This is a genomic window from uncultured Aliiroseovarius sp., assembly GCF_947497285.1.
GTDB lineage: Bacteria > Pseudomonadota > Alphaproteobacteria > Rhodobacterales > Rhodobacteraceae > Aliiroseovarius.
In genome coordinates, this window is the sequence record NZ_CANMFT010000004.1 from 280,069 (window position 1) to 301,173 (window position 21,105).

18 protein-coding genes are annotated in these 21,105 nt (G+C 60.0%); 10 read left to right on the forward strand and 8 right to left on the reverse strand.

All coding sequences use genetic code 11. The annotated features are described in order from the left end of the window. Positions 1–13: 13 nt before the first annotated feature. Both Q0864_RS09240 and Q0864_RS09245 read left to right on the forward strand, forming a co-directional pair. A complete protein-coding gene (locus Q0864_RS09240; RefSeq protein ID WP_298568380.1) occupies positions 14–1,480 on the forward strand; it encodes an HlyD family efflux transporter periplasmic adaptor subunit in 1,467 nt (488 codons plus the stop codon). 3 nt (positions 1,481–1,483) lie between these two features. Beyond that, positions 1,484–4,810 carry an efflux RND transporter permease subunit gene (locus Q0864_RS09245; protein WP_298568382.1) on the forward strand — a complete coding sequence of 1,109 codons (3,327 nt, stop codon included), beginning with the start codon at positions 1,484–1,486 and terminating at the stop codon, positions 4,808–4,810. A 30-nt stretch (positions 4,811–4,840) separates the two neighbouring features. Here the strand turns inward: Q0864_RS09245 and Q0864_RS09250 are convergent, their stop codons facing one another. Together Q0864_RS09250 and greA are read right to left on the reverse strand one after the other, a co-directional pair. Next, entirely contained in the window at positions 4,841–5,908 is a 1,068-nt protein-coding gene (locus Q0864_RS09250; protein WP_298568385.1) for a hypothetical protein, read from the reverse strand. A 27-nt stretch (positions 5,909–5,935) separates the two neighbouring features. Continuing rightward, positions 5,936–6,406, reverse strand: coding sequence for a transcription elongation factor GreA (gene greA / locus Q0864_RS09255; RefSeq protein WP_298568386.1), 471 nt, complete (start codon positions 6,404–6,406; stop codon positions 5,936–5,938). A 316-nt stretch (positions 6,407–6,722) separates the two neighbouring features. On the opposite strand from greA, the gene Q0864_RS09260 reads away from it, so the two are divergent. The 3 genes from Q0864_RS09260 to Q0864_RS09270 all read left to right on the forward strand — a co-directional run bounded on the left by Q0864_RS09260 (position 6,723) and on the right by Q0864_RS09270 (position 11,061). After that, positions 6,723–8,375, forward strand: coding sequence for an electron transfer flavoprotein-ubiquinone oxidoreductase (locus Q0864_RS09260; RefSeq protein WP_298568389.1), 1,653 nt, complete (start codon positions 6,723–6,725; stop codon positions 8,373–8,375). 131 nt (positions 8,376–8,506) lie between these two features. Further along, positions 8,507–10,234 carry a tetratricopeptide repeat protein gene (locus Q0864_RS09265; protein ID WP_298568392.1) on the forward strand — a complete coding sequence of 576 codons (1,728 nt, stop codon included), beginning with the start codon at positions 8,507–8,509 and terminating at the stop codon, positions 10,232–10,234. Further along, positions 10,231–11,061 carry a 4-(cytidine 5'-diphospho)-2-C-methyl-D-erythritol kinase gene (locus tag Q0864_RS09270; protein ID WP_298568395.1) on the forward strand — a complete coding sequence of 277 codons (831 nt, stop codon included), beginning with the start codon at positions 10,231–10,233 and terminating at the stop codon, positions 11,059–11,061. The genes Q0864_RS09265 and Q0864_RS09270 overlap by 4 nt, the downstream gene beginning before the upstream one ends. Here the strand turns inward: Q0864_RS09270 and Q0864_RS09275 are convergent. Further along, positions 11,054–12,052, reverse strand: coding sequence for a polyprenyl synthetase family protein (locus tag Q0864_RS09275; RefSeq protein WP_298568398.1), 999 nt, complete (start codon positions 12,050–12,052; stop codon positions 11,054–11,056). The genes Q0864_RS09270 and Q0864_RS09275 overlap by 8 nt on opposite strands. A gap of 68 nt (positions 12,053–12,120) precedes the next feature. Here Q0864_RS09275 and Q0864_RS09280 point away from each other — a divergent pair, with 68 nt between their 5' ends. From Q0864_RS09280 to Q0864_RS09290, 3 genes are all read left to right on the forward strand, one after another. Beyond that, the gene (locus tag Q0864_RS09280) at positions 12,121–12,336 is read left to right on the forward strand and encodes a DUF2007 domain-containing protein (protein ID WP_298568401.1); all 216 of its coding nucleotides are present in this window, start codon (positions 12,121–12,123) and stop codon (positions 12,334–12,336) included. Position 12,337: 1 nt separating this feature from the next. Then, the gene (locus Q0864_RS09285) at positions 12,338–13,099 is read left to right on the forward strand and encodes a methyltransferase (protein ID WP_298568404.1); all 762 of its coding nucleotides are present in this window, start codon (positions 12,338–12,340) and stop codon (positions 13,097–13,099) included. A gap of 127 nt (positions 13,100–13,226) precedes the next feature. Next, entirely contained in the window at positions 13,227–13,394 is a 168-nt protein-coding gene (locus Q0864_RS09290) for a DUF465 domain-containing protein (protein ID WP_298568407.1), read from the forward strand. Positions 13,395–13,410: 16 nt separating this feature from the next. Here Q0864_RS09290 and Q0864_RS09295 read toward each other — a convergent pair whose 3' ends face one another. The 4 genes from Q0864_RS09295 to Q0864_RS09310 form a co-directional block, all read right to left on the reverse strand. Then, the gene (locus Q0864_RS09295; RefSeq protein ID WP_298568410.1) at positions 13,411–14,286 is read right to left on the reverse strand and encodes an EamA family transporter; all 876 of its coding nucleotides are present in this window, start codon (positions 14,284–14,286) and stop codon (positions 13,411–13,413) included. Positions 14,287–14,455: 169 nt separating this feature from the next. Beyond that, a complete protein-coding gene (gene phbB / locus Q0864_RS09300) occupies positions 14,456–15,178 on the reverse strand; it encodes an acetoacetyl-CoA reductase (RefSeq protein ID WP_298568413.1) in 723 nt (240 codons plus the stop codon). Between the two features lie 174 nt (positions 15,179–15,352). Further along, positions 15,353–16,528 (reverse strand): acetyl-CoA C-acetyltransferase, encoded by a 1,176-nt coding sequence (locus Q0864_RS09305; RefSeq protein WP_298568416.1) that lies wholly within the window; start codon positions 16,526–16,528, stop codon positions 15,353–15,355. A gap of 171 nt (positions 16,529–16,699) precedes the next feature. After that, positions 16,700–17,530 carry an EAL domain-containing protein gene (locus Q0864_RS09310; protein WP_298568419.1) on the reverse strand — a complete coding sequence of 277 codons (831 nt, stop codon included), beginning with the start codon at positions 17,528–17,530 and terminating at the stop codon, positions 16,700–16,702. A 95-nt stretch (positions 17,531–17,625) separates the two neighbouring features. On the opposite strand from Q0864_RS09310, the gene Q0864_RS09315 reads away from it, so the two are divergent. Next, a complete protein-coding gene (locus tag Q0864_RS09315) occupies positions 17,626–18,246 on the forward strand; it encodes a DNA-3-methyladenine glycosylase I (protein ID WP_298568422.1) in 621 nt (206 codons plus the stop codon). On the opposite strand, the gene Q0864_RS09320 is transcribed toward Q0864_RS09315, so the two are convergent. Continuing rightward, positions 18,203–19,384 (reverse strand): lytic murein transglycosylase, encoded by a 1,182-nt coding sequence (locus Q0864_RS09320; protein WP_298568425.1) that lies wholly within the window; start codon positions 19,382–19,384, stop codon positions 18,203–18,205. The genes Q0864_RS09315 and Q0864_RS09320 overlap by 44 nt on opposite strands. 258 nt (positions 19,385–19,642) lie before the next feature. Between Q0864_RS09320 and argH the strand changes: the two genes are divergently transcribed. Then, positions 19,643–21,040, forward strand: coding sequence for an argininosuccinate lyase (gene argH / locus Q0864_RS09325; protein WP_298568428.1), 1,398 nt, complete (start codon positions 19,643–19,645; stop codon positions 21,038–21,040). The last annotated feature ends 65 nt before the right edge of the window (positions 21,041–21,105 follow it).

Sequence of the window (21,105 nt, forward strand, 5' to 3'; positions counted from 1 at the left end):
ACGGAGTGACAGCATGCGATTTCTGGGCCGAAGCCTAACAGGGCTTTTCCTTTTGGCCGCCACCATCGGCCTTCTGGCCATCGCCGTCAGCATGGTCAACTCGGCCTTTAAAGCCCGTGCCGAACGTGACAGCGCCGAACCTTCGGCCCGCGAGCGCGTGTTTTCCGCCAACCTGGTCACGATCACACCCGAAACACTTACCCCGATCATGTCAGCCCATGGCGAGCTTGCATCGCGAAGGGCGCTCGATCTGCGCGCGCGTGCAGGCGGCACTGTGGTCGATTTGTCCGAGGGGTTTGAAAATGGCGGACGGGTGCAGGCCGGACAGCTGTTGTTGCGCATTGATCCGACAGATTTTCAGGCCGCCCTTGATCTGGCCAAAACCGACCTGACGCAGGCCGAAGCCGAGCTGCGCGACGCCACCGCGGCGCTTGAACTGGCGCGCGACGATCTGGCCAACGCGCGGCGGCAGGCCGACCTGCGCGAAGCCGCGCTGACCCGTCAGAAAGATCTGGTCCAGCGTCGCGTCGGCACAGAGGCAGCCGTGGAAACAGCCGCCCTTGCTGCATCGGCAGCGCAGCAGGTGGTGCTGTCCAAGCGACAAGCCGTGATCACAGCCGAAGCGCGCGTATCAACCGCCGAGGCCACGCTTTCGCGCCGCGAGATCGCATTGAACGAAGCCGAACGTCGGTTGGCCGAAACCGAGATTCGCGCAGAGTTTGCCGGGACGCTGGCTGATGTCAGCGTTCTGCGTGGCGGCGTTGTGACCGCGAATGAAAAACTGGCACGACTGATCGATCCAACCAACCTAGAGGTCAGCTTTCGCGTGTCGGCGGCGCAATATGCGCGCCTGCTTGGGGATGACGGCGCGCTGGCCACAACCTCGGTCACTGTGCGGCTGGATGCCACCGGGGTGAACCTGACCACAAAGGGACAGATCGCGCGTGAGAGCGCCGATGTCGGGGACGGGCAAACCGGGCGGCTGATCTTTGCCACACTGGCCCCGGCCCCCGGTCTGCGGCCCGGCGATTTTGTGACCGTCGAAGCCACCGAGCCCGCCTTGCCAAACAGTATCCGCCTGCCCGCGTCAGCCCTGAATGCGCAGAACGAGGTGCTTGTGCTGGGCGAGGAGGATCGGTTGGAGCAGGCAAAAGTCGAGCTTTTGCGACGCCAAGGCAATGATGTGATCATTCGCGCACCCGGTCTTGCAGGGCGCGAAGTTGTCACGGAACGCAATCCGGCCCTTGGGGCAGGTATCCGCATCCGCCCCGTGCGTCAGGGGGTCGGAATCGCCCCCGAAGCCGAAGCCGAAGCCGAGATGGTCTCGCTTGATCCTGACCGTGTGGCGTTGTTGCGCAGTTTCGTCCAAGGCAGCTCGCGGATGCCCGAAGCGGCGCGTGACCGCATTCTTGAACAGTTGGAAAAGGGCATATTGCCCGCAGAAACGCTGGAACGGCTTGAAAGCCGGATGGGGCAATAAGCAATGGGACGCGGTCTGGGCCTTCTTTCCTATTTCACCCGTCACGCCACCTTGGCGAACTTGCTTTTGGTGGTGCTCTTGGCGCTGGGGCTTCTTTCCTATCCCAAAATGCGTGCGCAGTTCTTTCCCGACGTGGTGATCGAAAGCGTATCGATCACCACCAACTGGCAAGGCGCCGGGGCCGAGGATGTGGACGAAGCGATTGTCCAGATCATGGAACCCGCCTTGCTGGCCGTTGAAGGCGTCGAAAGCGTCAACTCGCGCGCTTTTGAAGGGCGTGCCAGCATCACGATGGAATTCGAACCCGGCTGGGATGTCAGCCGGGCCGCTGATGATGCGCAGGCGGCGGTGGATGAACTGACGGACTTGCCCGAAGACGCCGACATCCCCCAAGTGCGACGCGGCGCATGGCGCGACAGTGTGACGGATGTGGTCATCTCGGGTCCGGTCGGTATTGAACAGTTGGGCCGTTTCGCGGATGAAATGGTCATTCGCCTGTTTGAACGCGGTGTGACACGCACGGGGATCCGTGGGGTTGCAGCACCACGAACGGTGATCGAGGTGACCTCAACCTCGCTGATCAAACATGACGTGACGATGGCCCAGATCGGCGCAGCCATCGCAGGCGAGGTCTCGGCTGATCCGGCAGGCGATGTTGCATCGGGGGCGGCACGCGTGCGCACCGGGATCGCCAAACGCAACGTGGATCAGATCGAGGCGATCGTGCTGCGCCCGAACCCGGACGGGTCGAACCTGACCATTGGCGATGTCGCGCAAGTGCTGGTGGAAGGTGTTGACCGCGACCGGTCCTATTTCGTCGGCGACGATCCGGCGGTTGCGTTGAATGTGTCACGCTCGGCACAGGGCGACGCGATCCGCATGCAGGAAATTGTCGAAGAGATCCGCACCGAAATGCTGGCCAGCCTGCCCGAGGGGGTGAAAATCTCGCTCGTGCGCACGCGCTCGGACCTGATCACCGCCCGGCTTGAGATGTTGCTTGAAAACGGCCTTCAGGGTCTGACGCTGGTGCTTTTGCTGCTGTTTTTGTTTCTGAACGCGCGCACCGCTCTGTGGGTTGCCGCTGGTATTCCGGTGGCGATGACCACCGCGATTTTCTTGATGTATATGTCGGGGCTGACGCTGAACATGATTTCGCTGTTCGCGCTGATCATCACACTGGGCATCGTTGTGGATGACGCCATTGTTGTGGGCGAACATGCCGATTTCCGGGCGCGGCGGCTGGGCGAATCCCCCTTCAACGCCGCCGAAAACGCCGCTCAGCGTATGTTTCCGCCGGTATTCTCTGCAACGTTGACCACCGTCATCGCCTTTTTCGGGCTGACGGCAATCGGCGGCCGGTTTGGCGACATGATCGCCGACATTCCCTTTACGGTGATCGTGGTGTTGGCCGCGTCGCTGGTGGAATGCTTCCTGATCTTGCCGCACCACATGGCGCACGCGCTGACCCACACCGCCAAAGAGCACTGGTATGATTGGCCATCACGTCAGGTCAACAAGGGCTTTCGCTGGGTGCGCGACCATGCATTCCGACCGCTGATCGGGTTTGTCATCAAGGCGCGCTATCCTGTGATGGCCGCCACCATCCTGATCTTGGCAAGCCAAGCCTCGATCTTCATTCGTGGCGACCTGACCTTCCGCTTTTTCAACGCTCCTGAACAGTCCTCTGTAACCGGCAATTTCGCCATGGTGTCCGGCGCGACCAAGCAAGACACCCGCGAGATGATGGCCATTTTGCAAGATGCCGTGGAAGACACCGCCGCGACTTATGAGGCAGAATATGGCCGCAGCCCTGTTGCCCACGCTCTGGCCCAGATCGGGGGCAATGCCGGGCGCGGCTTGTCGGGCGTGGACGCGAAAGACACCGATCTTCTTGGTTCGATCTCGGTCGAGCTGATCGACGCGGACCTGCGCCCCTATAGCTCGTTCGCCTTTGTCGGCGCGCTGCAAGAGGCTGTCGCCCATCATCCGTTGCTAGAGGTGCTGTCGTTCCGAGGGTCGCGCTATGGGCCGGGGGGTGACAGTCTGGATGTCGATCTTTACGGCGCCAGCTCGGACCAACTGAAAGCGGCTGCCGAAGCGTTAAAGACGCAACTGGTGGCTTTCCCCGAAATCTCGGCGCTTGAGGATAGCCTGGCCTATGACAAGGAAGAGCTGATCCTGGATCTGACCGCGCAAGGTCAGGCGCTTGGGTTCACCATCGACGGGTTGGGCCGCGTGCTGCGCAACCGCCTGAACGGGGTCGAGGCCGCCTCTTATCCCGATGGCACCCGCTCTGCCGAGATCCGCGTCCAACTGCCCGATAACGAACTGACCTCTGATTTCCTTGAGCGCACGCAACTGCGCACCGACGCGGGCGCCTATGTGAACCTGTCGGACCTTGTATCGGTCCGCTCGCGCACCGGATTTGCCAGCGTGCAGCGCGAAAACGGCATTCGTCTGGTCAGCGTCACCGGCGACATTGACGAAGGTGATCCGGCCCGCGCCGAAGAAATCCAACGCACCATCGAAACCGAGATCCTGCCCGCGCTTGCGCAGGACCATAGCATTTCATTCCGACTGGGCGGGTTGGCAGAGCAACAAAAAGAGTTCATGACCGATGCGCGCACCGGCCTGATCCTTGTGCTTCTGGGCATCTTTCTGACGCTCGCCTGGATCTTCTCAAGCTGGACGCGACCGCTGGTGGTGATGGCGATCATTCCATTTGGTCTGGTCGGGGCCATTGTCGGCCACGTTCATTGGGGGGTGCCCTTGTCCATGTTCTCGGTCGTGGGATTGATCGGCATGACGGGGATCATCATCAACGATTCCATCGTTCTTGTGACCACGATCGACGAGTATGCCCGCGATCGAGGGCTCGTGCCCGCGATCATCGACGGGGCAGCGGACCGTTTGCGGGCCGTGATGCTGACCACGATGACAACCGTTCTGGGACTAGGCCCCCTGCTTTACGAGCAATCGCGACAGGCGCAGTTTCTGAAACCTACCGTGATCACACTGACCTATGGGTTGGGGTTTGGTATGGTGCTGGTTCTGGTGGTCGTGCCTGCGCTGGTTGCCATGCAGGCTGATGTGGGCCGCATGGTCCACGCCTTGCGTCGCATGATGCGCGGGCGCCACCGTGGCGACCTTGGAGCTGCCGTTTGGCTGGTCGGCGCGGTGGCGCTGGCGATGGTGGCAACGTTTGTGGGTTCGGTTCTGATCTGGGGCCTGTCTGTCCCGACCATTGCAGGCTTCGTCGGCCTAAGCGCCGCACTGGCACTGCTTGGCTATGGTGTTGGGTTTCTGGGCCTGAGGCGCAAGCGCGCTTGACCTTGTGGCCTGCGGACGGTCGGGCGTGGTTCAGTCGAAGGTGCCTGCCACGCGCCCCAGCAACATGAAGGCCCGCGCGGTGCGCGTGTCGGCCAGCGCTGCGATATCCGCGTCCGAGGCGTTCTTTTCAAACTCCGCAAAGGTTTGGTCAAAACGGCGCAGAAAGTGATGCGTTGCGTCCCGGAAAATCGGGTCTTTCTTCATCCGACCCGCACTGAGCGCCAGCGAGGACCTGTCGCGCACGCCGCCCAAAGCGGCAACGCTGCGACCCCGTTCGCCGGTTGCGAATTTCCGCCAGATCTCCGGACGGGCACGGTCGGGGCGCAGGTCATCCATATAGATGCCATCCTGCGACAACAGCGTTAGCACATCTTGCGAGGCCTGCACCAAGCCTGCCACCTGACGGTCCTGAAGCGCACGGCGCAGGGCGCGAAACCCATCTGCATCCTCGGCGTTCTCGGGAAAATGGAGCGCGCGGATGAAGTCTTCGATCGACAGTGGGGGGGCTATGTCCTCTAGCGGGGTGCCAAGGGCAAGGCTGGTCTGGTCCGCACCTGCTTCGGCTTGTTTCACGGGCAAAATGGCGGGGTTGCCTTGCAAGGGCGTCGGGTTGGCCAAAGTCGGCATGCCGGGCCGGATCGACGTGAAGGTCGTCAGCGCGGTTTCCGTCTTGCGGCTGACCTGCGCGATCTCTTCCAGCTTTTGTTCCACCTTCGAGGCCTGCGCCGGCGTGCCGCCGAAACCCTGCTGTTGCTGGATATAGGCCGACCGCATCGCATCAATCGCAGATTTCAGCCGCGCACTTTCTTCGCGCATGATCCGGGCCGACCGCATTGCCGCGACAGCAACCCAGATCACCGCGACCGGCATCACGATCGCCACCACTGTCATGACAAATCGCAACGGGTCTGAAAGACCACCGGGGCTACCTTCGCCGACCCCCATCACAAGAAAAAACAGCACACAACCGACCAGCCACAACGCAGACAGCACAAGGCCGATCACCTCGCCCGCGCTCAGCGATGGGACCTGCGTGTTCTGTGTGCCGACACGGCCCGTCCCCAAGCTGGAGGCATCATTTTTCGGGTTTGCGCTCATCTTGCCTGTCTCATCTGAGCCATTCGATCAAATCCATTCGATCTTCAGGATCTCATAAGCCTTCTCGCCACCTGGGGTGCGCACTTCAACACTGTCGCCTTCTTCCTTGCCGATCAGGGCGCGCGCCAAAGGCGACTTGATATTAAGCTTGCCGCTTTCGATATCCGCTTCGGGTTCCCCGACGATCTGATAGGTCTTTTCTTCGTCCGTGTCTTCATCAACGATGGAGACGGTCGCCGAAAACTTCACGGTGCCAGACAGGGTCGTGGGGTCGATGACTTCGGCCAGTGACAAAGTGCCTTCAAGCTCTTTGATCCGGCCTTCGATGAAGCTCTGCTTTTCGCGGGCAGAGTGGTATTCAGCATTCTCGGACAGATCGCCGTGCTCGCGCGCTTCGGCAATTGCCTTGATGATGGCTGGGCGTTCCTCGGATTTGAGGAATTTCAATTCGTCATTCAGCGCGGTGTGGCCCGCGCGGGTCAGCGGTATCTTGTCCATGAAATCTTTTTCGTCGTTCAAGTGGCCATTGCACGGCAGGCATTGGCAGGGTTGCTATCGTCTTATCTGGTCGCCACTCGCGCGCAATGCACCCGGCTGAGCCGAAAATCTAGCAAACGCGCGGAATTTGCAACGATCTTGTTTGAGGCGACCTTGGGTAGGCGTCATCCGAACCGCTTGACCAAATGTCAGCGCAAACACAAGCGGAATCGCCCAAAATCGCCTGTAACGTCTTATTGTAACGCCGTGTCGCAATTGACCCGCACGATGTGCCAAGCTAACGATCTTGCGAAACGGACCATCCGGGGAAAAGAAAATGAGCACCATTGAACGCGAAAGCATGGAATACGATGTGGTCATCGTGGGCGCGGGGCCCGCTGGCCTGTCGGCAGCGATCCGCCTGAAGCAGCTGGATGCAGACCTGAATGTGGTCGTGTTGGAAAAAGGCTCGGAAGTGGGCGCGCATATCTTGTCGGGCGCGGTGCTGGACCCTTGCGGGCTAAACAAGCTGCTGCCGGACTGGAAAGAAAGGGGCGCGCCGTTGAACGTGCCCGTCAAGAAAGACAACTTCCTTGTGCTTGGCCCCGCCGGTCATTTGCGTGTGCCCAACTGGCCCATGCCGCCTTTGATGAGCAACCACGGCAACTACATCGTTTCGATGGCAAATGTGTGCCGCTGGATGGCGGAACAGGCCGAAGAGATGGGGGTCGAAATCTTCCCCGGCATGGCGTGTTCCGATCTGGTTTTCGGCGACAATGGTGAAGTGAAGGGCGTCGTCGCTGGCGTCTTCGGGCTGGAGCCAGATGGATCTTACGGCCCTAACACGGAACCGGGGATGGAGCTGCACGGCAAATACGTCTTTATCTCGGAAGGTGTGCGCGGATCGCTGGCCAAGGAAATCATCGCCAAATATGACCTGCAAGCGGGTCGAGACGCGCCGAAATTCGGCCTTGGCATGAAGGAAATCTGGGAAATCGACCCCGCAAAGCACCGCGAAGGCACCGTCACCCACACGATGGGCTGGCCGCTTGGCAAAAACGCGGGCGGCGGGTCGTTTATCTATCACCTTGAAAACAACCAGGTCTATGTCGGCTTTGTGGTGCACCTGAATTACCGCAACCCGCATGTCTATCCCTACATGGAATTCCAACGGTTCAAGCACCACCCGGAAATCGCCAAGCTACTTGAAGGCGGCAAGCGCGTGGCCTACGGCGCGCGTGCCATTTCCGAAGGTGGGTATCAATCGATGCCGAAGGCCTCGTTCCCCGGCGGCGCGCTGCTGGGGTGTTCGGTCGGGCTGGTCAACGTGCCGCGCATCAAGGGAAACCATAACGCGATGCTGTCTGGCATGGCCGCCGCCGAGGCTGCCGTGAAAGCCATCAAGGCAGGTCGCGCGGGCGACGATCTTATCGAATATGAAGCAGAACTGCGCACCGGCGATATTGCCAAAGACCTGAAAAAGGTCCGTAACGTAAAGCCCTTGTGGTCGAAACTCGGTCTGGCGGCCTCTTTGACGCTGGGCGGCTTTGACATGTGGGTGCAATCCCTTTTCGGCTTCTCACCGTTCGGGACAGTAAAGCACGGCAAGAACGATGCGCAGGCTACGGGCAAAGCCGCTGACTTCCCTGTCATCGACTACCCCAAGCCCGATGGCACGCTTAGCTTTGACCGTTTGACCAATGTCAGCTTTGCGGCCACCAACCACGAAGAAAGCCAGCCCTGCCACCTGAAGCTTGCTGACCCTGATCTGCCGATCTCCGTCAACTTGCCGGAGTTCGACGAACCCGCGCAGCGGTATTGCCCGGCTGGTGTCTATGAAGTGGTCGAGGAAGCCGGCAAAGATCCGCGCTTTGTCATCAACTTCCAAAACTGCGTTCACTGCAAAACATGTGACATCAAAGATCCCAGCCAGAACATCACTTGGACTGTCCCACAGGGGGGCGACGGGCCGAATTACCCGAATATGTAAGGCTAAATCGGCGAAAAACGCGATTGTGAGGGGTGGCGAAGCGCTGCCCCTCATTGTTTTCAGGGTCCGCGCCGATTAGGTTCCGACCAACCCCCGACACTTGCGGGGACAATTGAAGAAGAGAGTTGCCCGTGACGCCCCTAAGATTGTTCTTTGCCCGTCAGATTGGCGCCACCCTTGTTGCGACCGCCAGCGTCTTCGCGCTGACCGCCACGGCGTCGCAAGCAGATAACACTGCCGGGTCTTATCTGGCGGCGCGTCACGCAGATCTGGCGGGCGACTATCCGCGCGTTGTGGAATACGGCACGCGCGCCTTGGCAGAAGATGCAGAGCGTCTTGATATCATAGAGGGGCTTGTTGTTGCGCACACGGCATTGGGCGAGATCGACAAGGCCATCCCCTTCGCGCGGCGATTGGCGGGTCTGAGCCCTGACAACCAGTTGGCCGGTCTGGTCCTTCTGGCCGATGCGATCCAGGCTGAGAACTGGAACGAGGCGACTGAACTTTTGAATGGCAAGGCGTCGATCGCGCCAATGATCGACGCGATGATTTCTGCTTGGGCCAGCCTTGGCGAGGGGCGTATGTCGCAGGCGCTGACGATCTTCGATGAACTGGCCTCGGACGAAGGCAGCCGGTCCTTCGCGCTGTTTCAAAAGGCGCTGGCGCTGGCCCATGTTGGCGATTTCGAAGGTGCCGCGAAAATCTTCGGCGGCGAAGACGGGCCGCTTCAACTGAACCGGCGCGGGATCATTTCCTATGCACAGATCCTGAGCCAGTTGGATCGCCACGATGACGCGGTCGAGTTGCTTAAGGCCAATTCCGGAGAAACGCGGGACGCTGAGGTCGAAGATCTTTTAGCCCGGTTGGAAGCGCGCGAAGTGATCGCCTTTTCTGGCATTCAAACGCCAAAAGACGGCATTGCCGAGCTTATGTTTGCCCTTGCAGAAAGCCTTGCCTCTGGGGCCGATCCCACCGTCGTTTTGCTCTATAACCGCGTGTCCGAACACCTGAACCCGGATCAGGAAGGCGCGCTGCTTCTTTCGGCACAACTTCTTGAAAGTATGGAACACTATGACCTCGCGTTAGAGGCATATGCGCGCATCCCGAAAGACAGCGTGGCCTACCCGCAGGCCGCTTTGGGACGCACCGATGTGCTGCGCCGCTGGGAAAAACTGGAGGAGGCGACGGAGGAGCTTCGCGCCTTGGCTGATGACTACCCCGAAACGCCCCGGTTTCGCGTCGCCTTGGGTGATACCTTGATGCAACAAGATCGCTTCGACGAAGCGCGGGCGGCCTATGACAACGCAATCGGTGCGTTTACGCAGGAACTGCCGGGGCAATGGGCCACCTATTTCCAGCGCGCCATCGCACTGACAAAGATCGGCGAATGGCCCGCGGCCGAGGCTGATTTTCGCAAGGCCCTGGAATTGAGTCCGGAACAACCGGCGGTGCTGAATTACCTTGGCTATACCTATGTCGAAAAACGCATCAATCTGGACGAAGCTTTGTCAATGATCGAACGCGCGGTCGAAGCCCGCCCCGATAGCGGGTTCATCGTGGACAGCCTTGGCTGGGTGCTGTTCCGGCTGGGGCGCTATGACGAAGCGGTGCAGCACATGGAACGTGCCGTCGAACTCATGCCCGTCGATCCGATCCTGAACGACCATCTGGGCGACACCTATTGGGCCGTCGGCCGCAAACGCGAAGCCCGGTTTCAATGGAGCCGCGCGCTGAGCTTCGTCACCGACGACACCGACCTGACCGAGATGAACCCAGACCGCGTGCGCCGCAAACTGGCTGTCGGGCTTGATGCGGTTCTGGCAGACGAAGGGGCCGCGCCCCTGCACCAACCCGAATGACAATTGCCAAGGTTTTTGCCCCGGCAAAGGTGAACCTGACGCTGCATGTCACGGGGCGACGCAAAGATGGCTATCATCTGCTGGACAGCCTTGTATTGTTTGCCGATGTAGGTGACCGGGTGACGGTTATGCCCGCAAAACAAAACCTGTTAGAGGTGACCGGGCCACGGGCCGCAGGCGTGCCCACGGATAGGTCAAACCTTGTTGCACGGGCGGCGGATCTGTTTGGCATTCCGGTTCATATCATCCTGTCCAAACACCTGCCTTCGGCCGCGGGGATCGGGGGTGGCAGCTCGGACGCGGCTGCAACTATCCTGGCTTTGTCCGACATCATTGGTGATGCCCGCCTTCCTGTTGGCGTCACGGATCTGGGCGCCGACCTGCGTGTGTGCCTGATGCGCCAAGCAGCACGGATGCGCGGCATTGGCGATGATGTCACGCCCTGCCCGGGTCTTCCGCCGCTGTTCGCGGTTCTTGCCAACCCCGGTATCGAGGTGCCGACCCCTGCAGTTTTCGGAGCCCTGGGCGACCCGTCCAAGCCACCCATGCCAAAGCGCCTGCCGCAAGGCATGAAAACGCGCGCTTTCATTGATTGGCTGGCGACACAACGCAACGATCTTGAAGCCCCGGCGATCTCGCTAGCCCCTGTCATCGCGAACGTATTGGGCGCCCTGGCGGCATTGCCCAAGGCGCGCCTTGCCCGCATGTCCGGGTCCGGCGCAACCTGTTTTGGCCTTTTTGAAACAGAAAAGGCCGCGCAAGACGCAGCCCTTCTTCTGGCGAAATCGCACCCTGATTGGTGGATTGAAGCGACCCGGCTTAGTTGATCCGCGCCACCACGTAATCTGCGATATCATGCAGCATGTCACGGATTGGATCGTCGGGAAGCTCTGTCAGGGCCGCCTTTGCCTTGGCCGCCCAAGCCAGCGCATCAGCCCGTGTTGCGTCAAGCGCGCCGTGCTTTTTCAGAAGGGTCAGGGCATGGTCAAGATCACCATCTTGCTGGCGCCCCTTCTCGATCGTGCGCGACCAGAAAGCACGCTCTTCGGTATTGGCTTTGGCAACCGCCTTGATCAGCGGCAAGGTCAGCTTCCGTTCGCGGAAATCATCGCCAAGGTTCTTGCCGATTGCATCGCCACCAGAATAATCCAGCAAATCATCGACAATCTGGAACGACACGCCCAGCGCGTCGCCATAGGCATACAGCGCCTGAACCTGGGCCTCACTGGCCCCTGCGATAACGCCCCCCACCTCGGTCGCGGCTGAAAACAGCGCGGCCGTCTTGCCTCGCACCACCTGAAGATAAATTGCCTCATCCGTCGCCAAGTCCTGCGCGGCGGTCAATTGTAGCACTTCACCCTCGGCGATCGTGGCCGAGGCATTGGCCAGGATGTCGAGCACCCGAAGGTTGCCGGTTTCCACCATCAACTGAAAACTGCGCGAGAAAAGGTAGTCGCCGACCAGCACGCTTGACTTGTTGTCCCACAGCAAGTTCGCCGTTGGCCGCCCACGGCGCTGGCCGCTTTCGTCCACCACGTCATCATGCAGCAGCGTCGCCGTGTGGATGAATTCAACCGTCGCCGCCAAATGAATGTGGTAGGGGCCTTGATAGCCGCACATCTTTGCCGCCGCCAACGTCAGCATCGGGCGCAGACGCTTGCCGCCTGCATCGACCAGATGCGCGGTGACTTCCGGGATGCGAGGAGCGTGCTTTGACGCCATCCGATCGCGAATCAACGCGTTCACCGCAGCCATCTCTGTTTCAAGATGCGCACCCAAGCGTTCGTGCGGTTTATGTGCAGCTTCGATCAGCATCATCACCTTCCCGTCAACAGTCCCGTCATCCGGCTCGACAAAGGCACGGGTCTGCCTTTAAGTCCAGAAACATGAAAGAGCTTCTTCGGACAACAGACCCAACTTTGATCCCCTTTGTCACAACCCTTCTTGAGGGCGAGGATATAGACTGCTTTGCGATGGACGTCCATATGAGCGCGCTGGAAGGATCAATAGGAATTTTACCTCGACGCCTTATGGTTCGCCAACAAGACCTGCACAGGGCCCGCGCCGTTCTGCGCGATCTGGGGATTGAGTTCGAGGGATAGCATGACACACGCCACATCCAATCTGACCCGTGACGCTTTCTTGGGCGGGCAGTTGACCGTGTCACAACCCGTAACGGGTTACCGCGCCGGTGTGGACCCGGTGTTTTTGGCAGCCGCAGTTCCCGCCGAACCCGGTCAGTCAGTGCTTGAACTTGGCTGCGGTGCCGGCGCTGCGTCGCTGTGTCTGGGCAAACGGGTCGACGGGCTGCGGCTTGTCGGTCTGGAGCGTCAGTCGCTGTATGCCGACCTTGCCCGGCTGAACGGAAAAGACAACGGCATCGACATGGCAATACATCACGGCGATCTGGCGGATATGCCGCATGCGCTGCGCGAAGACAGTTTCGATCATGTCATTATGAACCCACCCTATTTTCTGCGCGCGCGTGGAACAGCATCGCCTGACACGCATCGCGAAGGCGCGATGGGCGAGGATACGCCACTGGTGCAATGGCTGGATCAGGCGACGCGCCGGTTGAAGCCGCGCGGCTATGTCACGCTGGTCCAGAACGCCGAGCGATTGCCAGAAGTGATGCGCGCCATGGATGACCGGCTTGGGTCCGTTTTGGTCAAACCGCTGTGCCCGCGCAATGGTCGGGCGGCCACGCTTGTTCTGGTGCAGGCCCGCAAGGGGGGGCGCGGGGCGTTCCGTTTGGCAGCCCCGCTGATCTTGCATGAAGGTGCCACCCACGAAGCGGACCGGGACCACTACACGCCCGAGGTGTCCGCTATATTGCGCGACGGAATGGCGTTGCCCTTGTGGTAAACATTCGCTGGCGTATGGTCGCCTGGATTGTTGCGACTTTTCGCCATTCAGCAGCATCCACCCCGTGACAAGCATCCATTTTTGTGGTGCACTGAAGATGTCTAATCACACTATAGGAGGAACGCCCATGAGCATGAGTTCGCATCTTGAAGAGCTGCGGAGGAAACACGAGGTTCTCTCTGAAAAAGTCGAGGCAGCGCAGCGCGCGCCGGGCAGCAGCGATCTTGAAATTTCAGAGCTGAAGAAGCAGAAACTCAAGCTCAAGGAAGAAATTGAGCGGCTCGCAACCGCCTGAAAGTGAACCTACCGGGTCAGGTCTGTTCATCACGAACCGAGCTGGCCCGCGCCGCCATCAGAGCGCCGAACGTGATCAACCCTCCGGCCAAGAGCAGAGAGGGGTGTGGGTCTGCTACGCCAGCAAGTATCAGCACGAGCGTGGACAATAGGGGCGCGCTATAGCTTGCGACACCCAAAAGTTGAATGTCGCCACGCTTCACGCCGATGTCCCAGACATAGAAAGCCAGCCCCACGGGACCAAGGCCCAGTCCAAGCACCGATGCCCAGCCCAGCGCACCCTGCGGCCAAGAGGTGTCTTCCCAAAGAATATGGGCAGCCGCAGCCAGCGTGGCGGTTGCAAAGCAAAACACAACTACCGATGCGGTAGGTGTATCGCCCAAACGCCGCGACAGCACCGAATAGCCTGACCAGGTCAGGGCGCACAAAAATGCCAGCCCATACCCAGGCAACGCCTGCATGTCGAAGCCAGCCGCGCCACCCAGAACAAGGATTGCCGCGCCAATGAACGACACGATTGCGCCTGCCACATGAAGGGGTCTTAACCGCTCGCCCGGCAACAGGCCCGAAAACAGAACGATCATCAATGGCCACAGATAAGCGATCAATCCCGCTTCAGCAGCGGGCGCCATGCGCAGCGCTGAGAAATAGAGGGCGTGATAGCCGAAAAGGCCCAAGGTGCCGAACACGTAGACCCGCCAGCCGATGCTGGCCAGGCGGCGAATCTCGCCCGTTTTGGTGATCCAGATCAGCCCGATGCTCCCGCCGATCAGAAAAGTCAGTGCCGACAATTGGAACGGGGGAACGGGCGCTGACCCTACCGTGAACAATGCCAAAAGCGCCCACAGCAGGACGGCCAGAAAACCCGTAAGCGTGGCCTGTTTGCGGTTCATACCCTGCCCCCGACATTTGCGCGGTGCCAGTGGTGCCCGCAACGCCCTTGCGCGAAACTATTTGCAGTTCGCCGAAACAAAAAGCCGAAAGTGCAGTTCAGCCAGCAACCCCGACACGAAAAAGGGACCGACCCCGCGGGCCGGTCCCCGATTGATGTCGCACGCAGGGTCAGACGAAGAACTGCGCACCGTTTGCGGAAATGGTCGAGCCATTGATGAATTGGGCATCATCGGAGGCCAAGAAGGTCACGCAGCGCGCAATCTCCTCAGGTTCACCAAGGCGGCCGGCGGGAATGCCGGCAATGATCGAATCACGGACCTTTTCCGGCACCGCCATGACCATTTCAGTTGCGATATAGCCCGGACAGATCGCGTTTGCAGTGATCCCAGCGCGCGCGCCTTCCTGTGCCAGTGACTTCACGATCCCAAGATCTCCGGCCTTGGTCGCGGCATAGTTGACCTGTGCAAACTGACCCTTCTGACCGTTGATCGAGCTGATCACAATAATACGGCCAAACTTGCGTTCGCGCATACCGGGCCACAGCGGGTGGACCGTGTTGAACACGCCTGTCAGGTTCGTATCAATCACTTCCTGCCACTGTTCGGGCGTCATTTTGTGGAACGGCGCATCACGGGTGATGCCGGCGTTCGCCACGACCACTTCGATTGGTCCAAGATCGGCTTCGACCTGAGCCAAACCCGCTTTGGAGTCCTCGTAGTTGGCGACATTCCACTTGTAGGTTTTGATGCCGGTTTCTTTCGTGAAAGCTGCTGCTTTTTCGTCATTGCCTGCATAGGTGGCCGCGACAGTATAACCGTCCGCCTGCAGAGCTTTTGAAATTGCCGCGCCAATGCCGCGCGAACCACCGGTAACCAATGCAACTCGAGCCATATTTTCCTCCGTTCGATTCTGGGTCTAGAAACTCTGTTATCTTTTTCAGGCATCATGCGCAATAATATTGCGCAATATACACCGTTCGGCACTGGGTTTATTTCGCACCCGCAGAAGACCCGCGCCAAAAAAGGCGCCCGAAGGCGCCTTTTCATTTGTCAGCCGCGCCGGGTCTTAGGGGCGTTCAAGACACATCGCGACACCCATGCCACCGCCGATGCAAAGCGTCGCGAGGCCCTTCTTGGAATCACGGCGTTTCATTTCAAACAGCAACGTGTTCAGAATACGGCAACCCGATGCGCCGATCGGGTGCCCGATGGCGATCGCCCCACCGTTCACGTTCACGATGTCGGTGTTCCAATCCATTTCTTTGTTCACCGCGCAGGCCTGCGCTGCAAACGCTTCGTTGGCTTCAACAAGGTCAAGATCCTGCGCCTTCCACCCCGCCTTGGCCAAGGCCTTGGTCGAGGCGTGGATCGGGCCGACACCCATGATCGAGGGGTCAAGGCCAGCGGTCGCGTATGAGGCGATCCGGGCAAGGGGCTCAAGGCCGCGTCTTTCAGCCTCTTCCGCGCTCATCAATAGGACGGCAGCCGCCCCATCGTTGATCCCAGAAGCGTTTGCCGCCGTGACCGACCCATCCTTGGTAAAGGCAGGGCGCAGCTTTTGCATGGCTTCCATCGTCGCGCCGTGGCGGATGTATTCATCCTGATCGACGACGATGTCACCTTTGCGCGTTTTCACGACAAAAGGAACGATCTCGTCTGCGAACCTGCCAGCCTTTTGCGCCGCCTCGGCCTTGTTTTGCGAAGCCACGGCGAATTCATCCTGCATTTCGCGCGTGATCTGCCATTGCTCGGCCACGTTTTCTGCAGTCTGCCCCATGTGATAGCCATTGAAGGCGTCCCACAGACCATCTTTGATCATCGAGTCGATGAACTTCATATCGCCCATTTTGTGACCCGCGCGCAGGTGCGCGACATGGGTGCTGAGCGACATGTTCTCCTGACCGCCAGCGGCGACAATCGCCGCATCACCCAGCATCACGTGCTGAGCGCCAAGCGCGACGGTGCGCAGACCAGATCCGCACACTTGGTTGATGCCCCAAGCCGATGCTTCCTTGGGAAGGCCTGCATTGATATGTGCCTGACGCGCAGGGTTCTGGCCTTGCCCAGCCTGAAGCACCTGGCCCAGGATAGTTTCGCTGACGTCGCTCTTGTCGACTCCGGCGCGTTCCACAACAGCTTCAAGCACCGCAGCGCCAAGATCATGGGCAGGTGTGTTGGCAAAAGCGCCCGAGAAGCTGCCCACGGCAGTCCGCGCTGCGGATACGATAACGACGTTGGTCATATTGGTTCCTTTTCCTCCAGTCATAGGGATATGCGATGGCGCGGCGGCGACCGTAAATCACAAGCTGCGGGCGCGGGCGCGCTGCATCAATCCCTTGGTGAGCGCATCCTGTGCTGCATTGCAGAGGAAATCAAGTCAGACGGTCACGTAGCGTCAATTGGCGCACATATTTCAGGCGACCTTCTGCCAATATGGGCTGAGCGTCGGTGCGCCGAAATAGTAGCCCTGCATGCAATCGACCCCAATTGAAGTCAGGTATGCTGCGTCTTCGTAGGATTCGACACTTTCGGCGACCGTAAACATGTCAAAATGGCGGGCAACCGAGATCATCGCCTCGGCAAGGATCTGGTTGTCGGCGTTGTCGTGGATACCGCGAATGAAATCACCATCGATCTTCAGGATATCGAAGTAGAAGTCCTTGAGATACTTGAAAGACGTGTAACCTGCGCCAAAATCGTCCAGTGCAAAGCTGATACCCTTGCGCTGCATATCCGCCATGAAAACCTGCACAAGATCTGGCAAGGAGATCGCGGTGCGTTCGGTGATTTCCAAAATCAGTCGTTCAGCAACGGTTGGGTCGTCTTGCAATCCCCTGTCCAATACCTTTTTCCAACCTGGATAACCGATCGAACGAGCTGACATATTGATCGACAAGCGCAATGAGGGCTCACAGGACAAGGCCTCCAACCCTTTTTCAAGGGCCAGCGCATCCAGCATGCGCCCCATTTCCGTATCTTCAACCGAGTCGATGAAATCCTTGGCGGGAATCACGCGCCCGGTTGGGTCCATCACCCGCAACAGGCCTTCGTAGAACGCCATCCGGTCTGGACAGTTGGCCTGCACGATAGGCTGAAAAGCCAACCGCACGCGCTTTTTCTGCAACGCCTCGCGCACAAGGTTCAAAGCATCCCTGTCGCGCTGTGCAATTGCCACCGACAAGGGGCTGCCTTGTGGTCCGAAATCAGTATTCTGCATATCCGAGTTGCCCTGGCCGTGGTTCATCGCCATTCTCCGTCCCAACTAGAAGCAACGTTGCGCAAATATGCTAACAACCTGTAAAACTTTTAATTTTCACTAAATTCAAGGTTCTTTCTTCGATGTGCCAGTCCACCCAACCCAATCCGCAAAGATGCACGTGGTGTGGTGATGATCCGCTTTATCGAGCCTATCACGACACGGAATGGGGCGTGCCTGAATATGACGGGCGGGCCCTGTGGGAAAAGCTGATCCTGGATGGGTTTCAGGCTGGCCTAAGCTGGATCACGATCCTTAAGAAACGAGACAACTTCCGGGCGGCGTTTGGCGGGTTCGACCCCGCGACCATCGCGCGCTGGGGCGCCCCGGAGGTTGACCAGCTTTTGGGAAACGCGGGCATCATCCGCCACCGCGGCAAGATCGAGGCCACAATCGGAAACGCACAGGCTTTTCTTGACCTCGGCGGGTCTCAGGCGTTCTCGGATATGATCTGGAGCTATGTCGATGGTGAGCCGCTGGTCGGCGGTTATGCGACGCAGGCCGAAGTGCCAACCTCAAGCGCGCTTAGCCAGACGATCTCGAAAGACCTGAAGGGGGTTGGGTTTAAATTCTGTGGGCCAACGATCGTCTATGCTTGGTTAGAAGCCTGCGGCGTGTTCAACAATCACCTTGTCACTTGCCACCGGTTTGGTCAGGTCGCTACTGAAGTACCGCCAGCAAGTCCGGGCTGGGAACGCCCGTGACCGGCAGCCCGCGCGCGGTTTCATAAGATCTGATCGCAGCACGCCCTTTTTCGCCGATTACCCCGTCCGGGCGACCTGCTTGAAACCCCAGCGCATTCAGTCGTTTCTGGAGCTCTTGGCGTTCAGCATTCGACATCCCCCATGGGTTGGTGGGAAAATCTGCGACAATGGTGCCCCGACCTGCCAACCGGTCGGATAGGTGCCCCACCCCGATGACATAGCTGTCGGCGTAGTTGTAGGTCTTGAGGACATGGAAATTGTCGAAGATCATGAAAACCGGACCCGTCGGACCCGCAGGCAGGATCAGTGCGCCGCGGGATGAACCGCTCAGCTTTCCTCCGTCAGCCCGGGTTACGCCCAGGGCGGACCAATCGCGCAAGCGTCGCGGGAACACCCGGCCGGTTTGCGAAAGGTCAAAGCCATTTGGCAAGCGTGTTTCATAGCCCCAGGGCTGGCTTTTGCGCCACCCTTTCGCGCGCAGATACGCGGCGGTCGAGGCCAGCGCATCTGTCGGATCATCCGCCCAGATATCGCGCAGGCCATCGCGGTTGAAGTCCACTGCATGTTCCAGAAACGAGCTGGGCATGAACTGCGTGTGCCCCATCGCCCCCGCATAGGACCCGCGCATTCGCGTTTGCGTCACATCCCCGGAGGCAAGGATCTGCAGTGCGGCCAGAAGCTCGTTTTCAAACAGTTCGCGGCGGCGGCCTTCAAAGGCGAGCGAGGCAAGGGTCGACAGCACCGAGGCAGAACCGCGCACGGCCCCATAGCTGCTTTCCATCCCCCAGATTGCCACGATAACTTCGCGCGGAACGTCATAGCGCTGTTCGATCCGGCCAAGCAGCGTGGGATAGCGGGACATCGCCACCTGACCGGCCTTTATCCGCTGCGGCGATGCGGCCGACGCAATATAGTCTCCAAGGGATCGCGCGGTTTCGGCAGGCTTGCGGTCGGACCGCACCACGTCGGGTAAAAACCGCGCACCATCCAGCGCACGTGTCACCGCCGTCGGAATGCCTTCGGCGCGGGCGCGGGCCTTGAACTGCGATCGCCAAGCGTCAAACCTCGCATTGGCCAGCGCGGTGCGCGGCATCATTCCTGCGGCCAAAATCACCCCTGCGGCCGTTCTTCGCGACATCTCCCAAGACCTGCCGGCCATTCTTTCCTCCGCAGTTTGTCCACCCAAGCAGCAAGGTCACACAATATACCCGGGACGAGCGGCCACAAAGCCCGAAACCGGGCATCGGCAATCCAGCGCCGTTTCCGCTGCCTCAAGCGCACGGCGACACGTGCAGACACGACGCCCCAGACACCTTGAGACGGTTGCCCAATTGCACCCGTGGCCCGCGGCGCGTATAGCAAGGCAACGCAGATCCGACCTTCCGAAAGGATGACCATGAGTGACGACAGCAAAACCGCCAACGCCATGTGGGGGGGCCGCTTTTCCGCTGGCCCCGATGCAATCATGGAGGCGATCAACGCCTCGATCAGCTATGACCAGCGCATGGCGCGCCAAGATATCGACGGATCGCGCGCGCACGCCTCAATGCTGGCCGCGACCGGCGTCATCACAGAGCAGGACGCTGAAGCGATCCACGAAGGTCTGACGCAAGTCCTGAGTGAGATTGAAGGCGGCACTTTCGCCTTCTCTGCCGCGCTGGAAGACATCCACATGAATGTCGAATCCCGCCTTAAAGAAATCGTCGGCGAACCCGCAGGACGTTTGCACACCGCCCGGTCGCGCAACGATCAGGTCGCCACTGATTTCCGCCTATGGGTCCGCGACCAGATGGACGCGGCGATTGACGGGCTGGAGGCACTGATCCGCGCGCTATTAAGTCAGGCCGAGGCGGGGGCCGATTGGGTCATGCCCGGCTTCACCCATCTACAAACCGCGCAGCCTGTGACGTGGGGCCACCACATGATGGCCTATGTCGAGATGTTCGCCCGCGACATGTCGCGCTTTCGCGACGCGCGTGCCCGGATGAACGAATGCCCGCTTGGGTCGGCCGCCCTCGCCGGCACGTCTTTCCCCATCGACCGGCACATGACGGCCAAGGCTTTAGGCTTTGATCGCCCCACCGCCAATTCACTGGACGCCGTGGCCGATCGTGATTTCGCGTTGGAGTTCCTGACCTCGGCGTCCATCTGCGCCATGCACCTCAGCCGCTTTGCCGAAGAGCTGGTGATCTGGTCCTCGGCCCAGTTCCGGTTTGTGCGTATGTCGGACAAATGGTCGACCGGGTCGTCCATCATGCCGCAGAAACGCAACCCGGACGCGGCTGAACTGATCCGCGCCAAAATCGGGCGGATCATGGGGGCCACCGTGGGCCTGATGACCGTGATGAAGGGTCTGCCGCTCGCCTATTCCAAGGACATGCAGGAAGACAAGGAACAGGTCTTTGATGCCGCAGACAACCTGATGCTGGCGCTGGCTGCAATGACCGGCATGGTGTCGGACATGGCGGCCAATACGGACGCGCTTGAGGCTGCGGCTTCTTCCGGCTTCTCGACCGCCACCGACCTTGCCGACTGGTTGGTGCGCGCGCTGAACATGCCGTTCCGCGATGCCCACCACGTGACCGGATCACTGGTCGCGATGGCCGAGGATCGCGGTTGCGACCTACCCGATCTGTCGCTGGCCGATATGCAATCGGTTCACGCGGCCATCACCGACGAGGTTTTCGGCGTTCTTGGTGTGCATAATTCGGTCGCCAGCCGCACATCCTATGGCGGCACGGCCCCATCCGAGGTGCGCGCGCAGATCGCGCGCTGGAAAGAGGTGCTGGCATGATCCGCGCAGCCCTGTTCCTCGCCCTTTTTGGTCTGGCCGCGTGCGGTGCAGACGGAGAGCCCGTG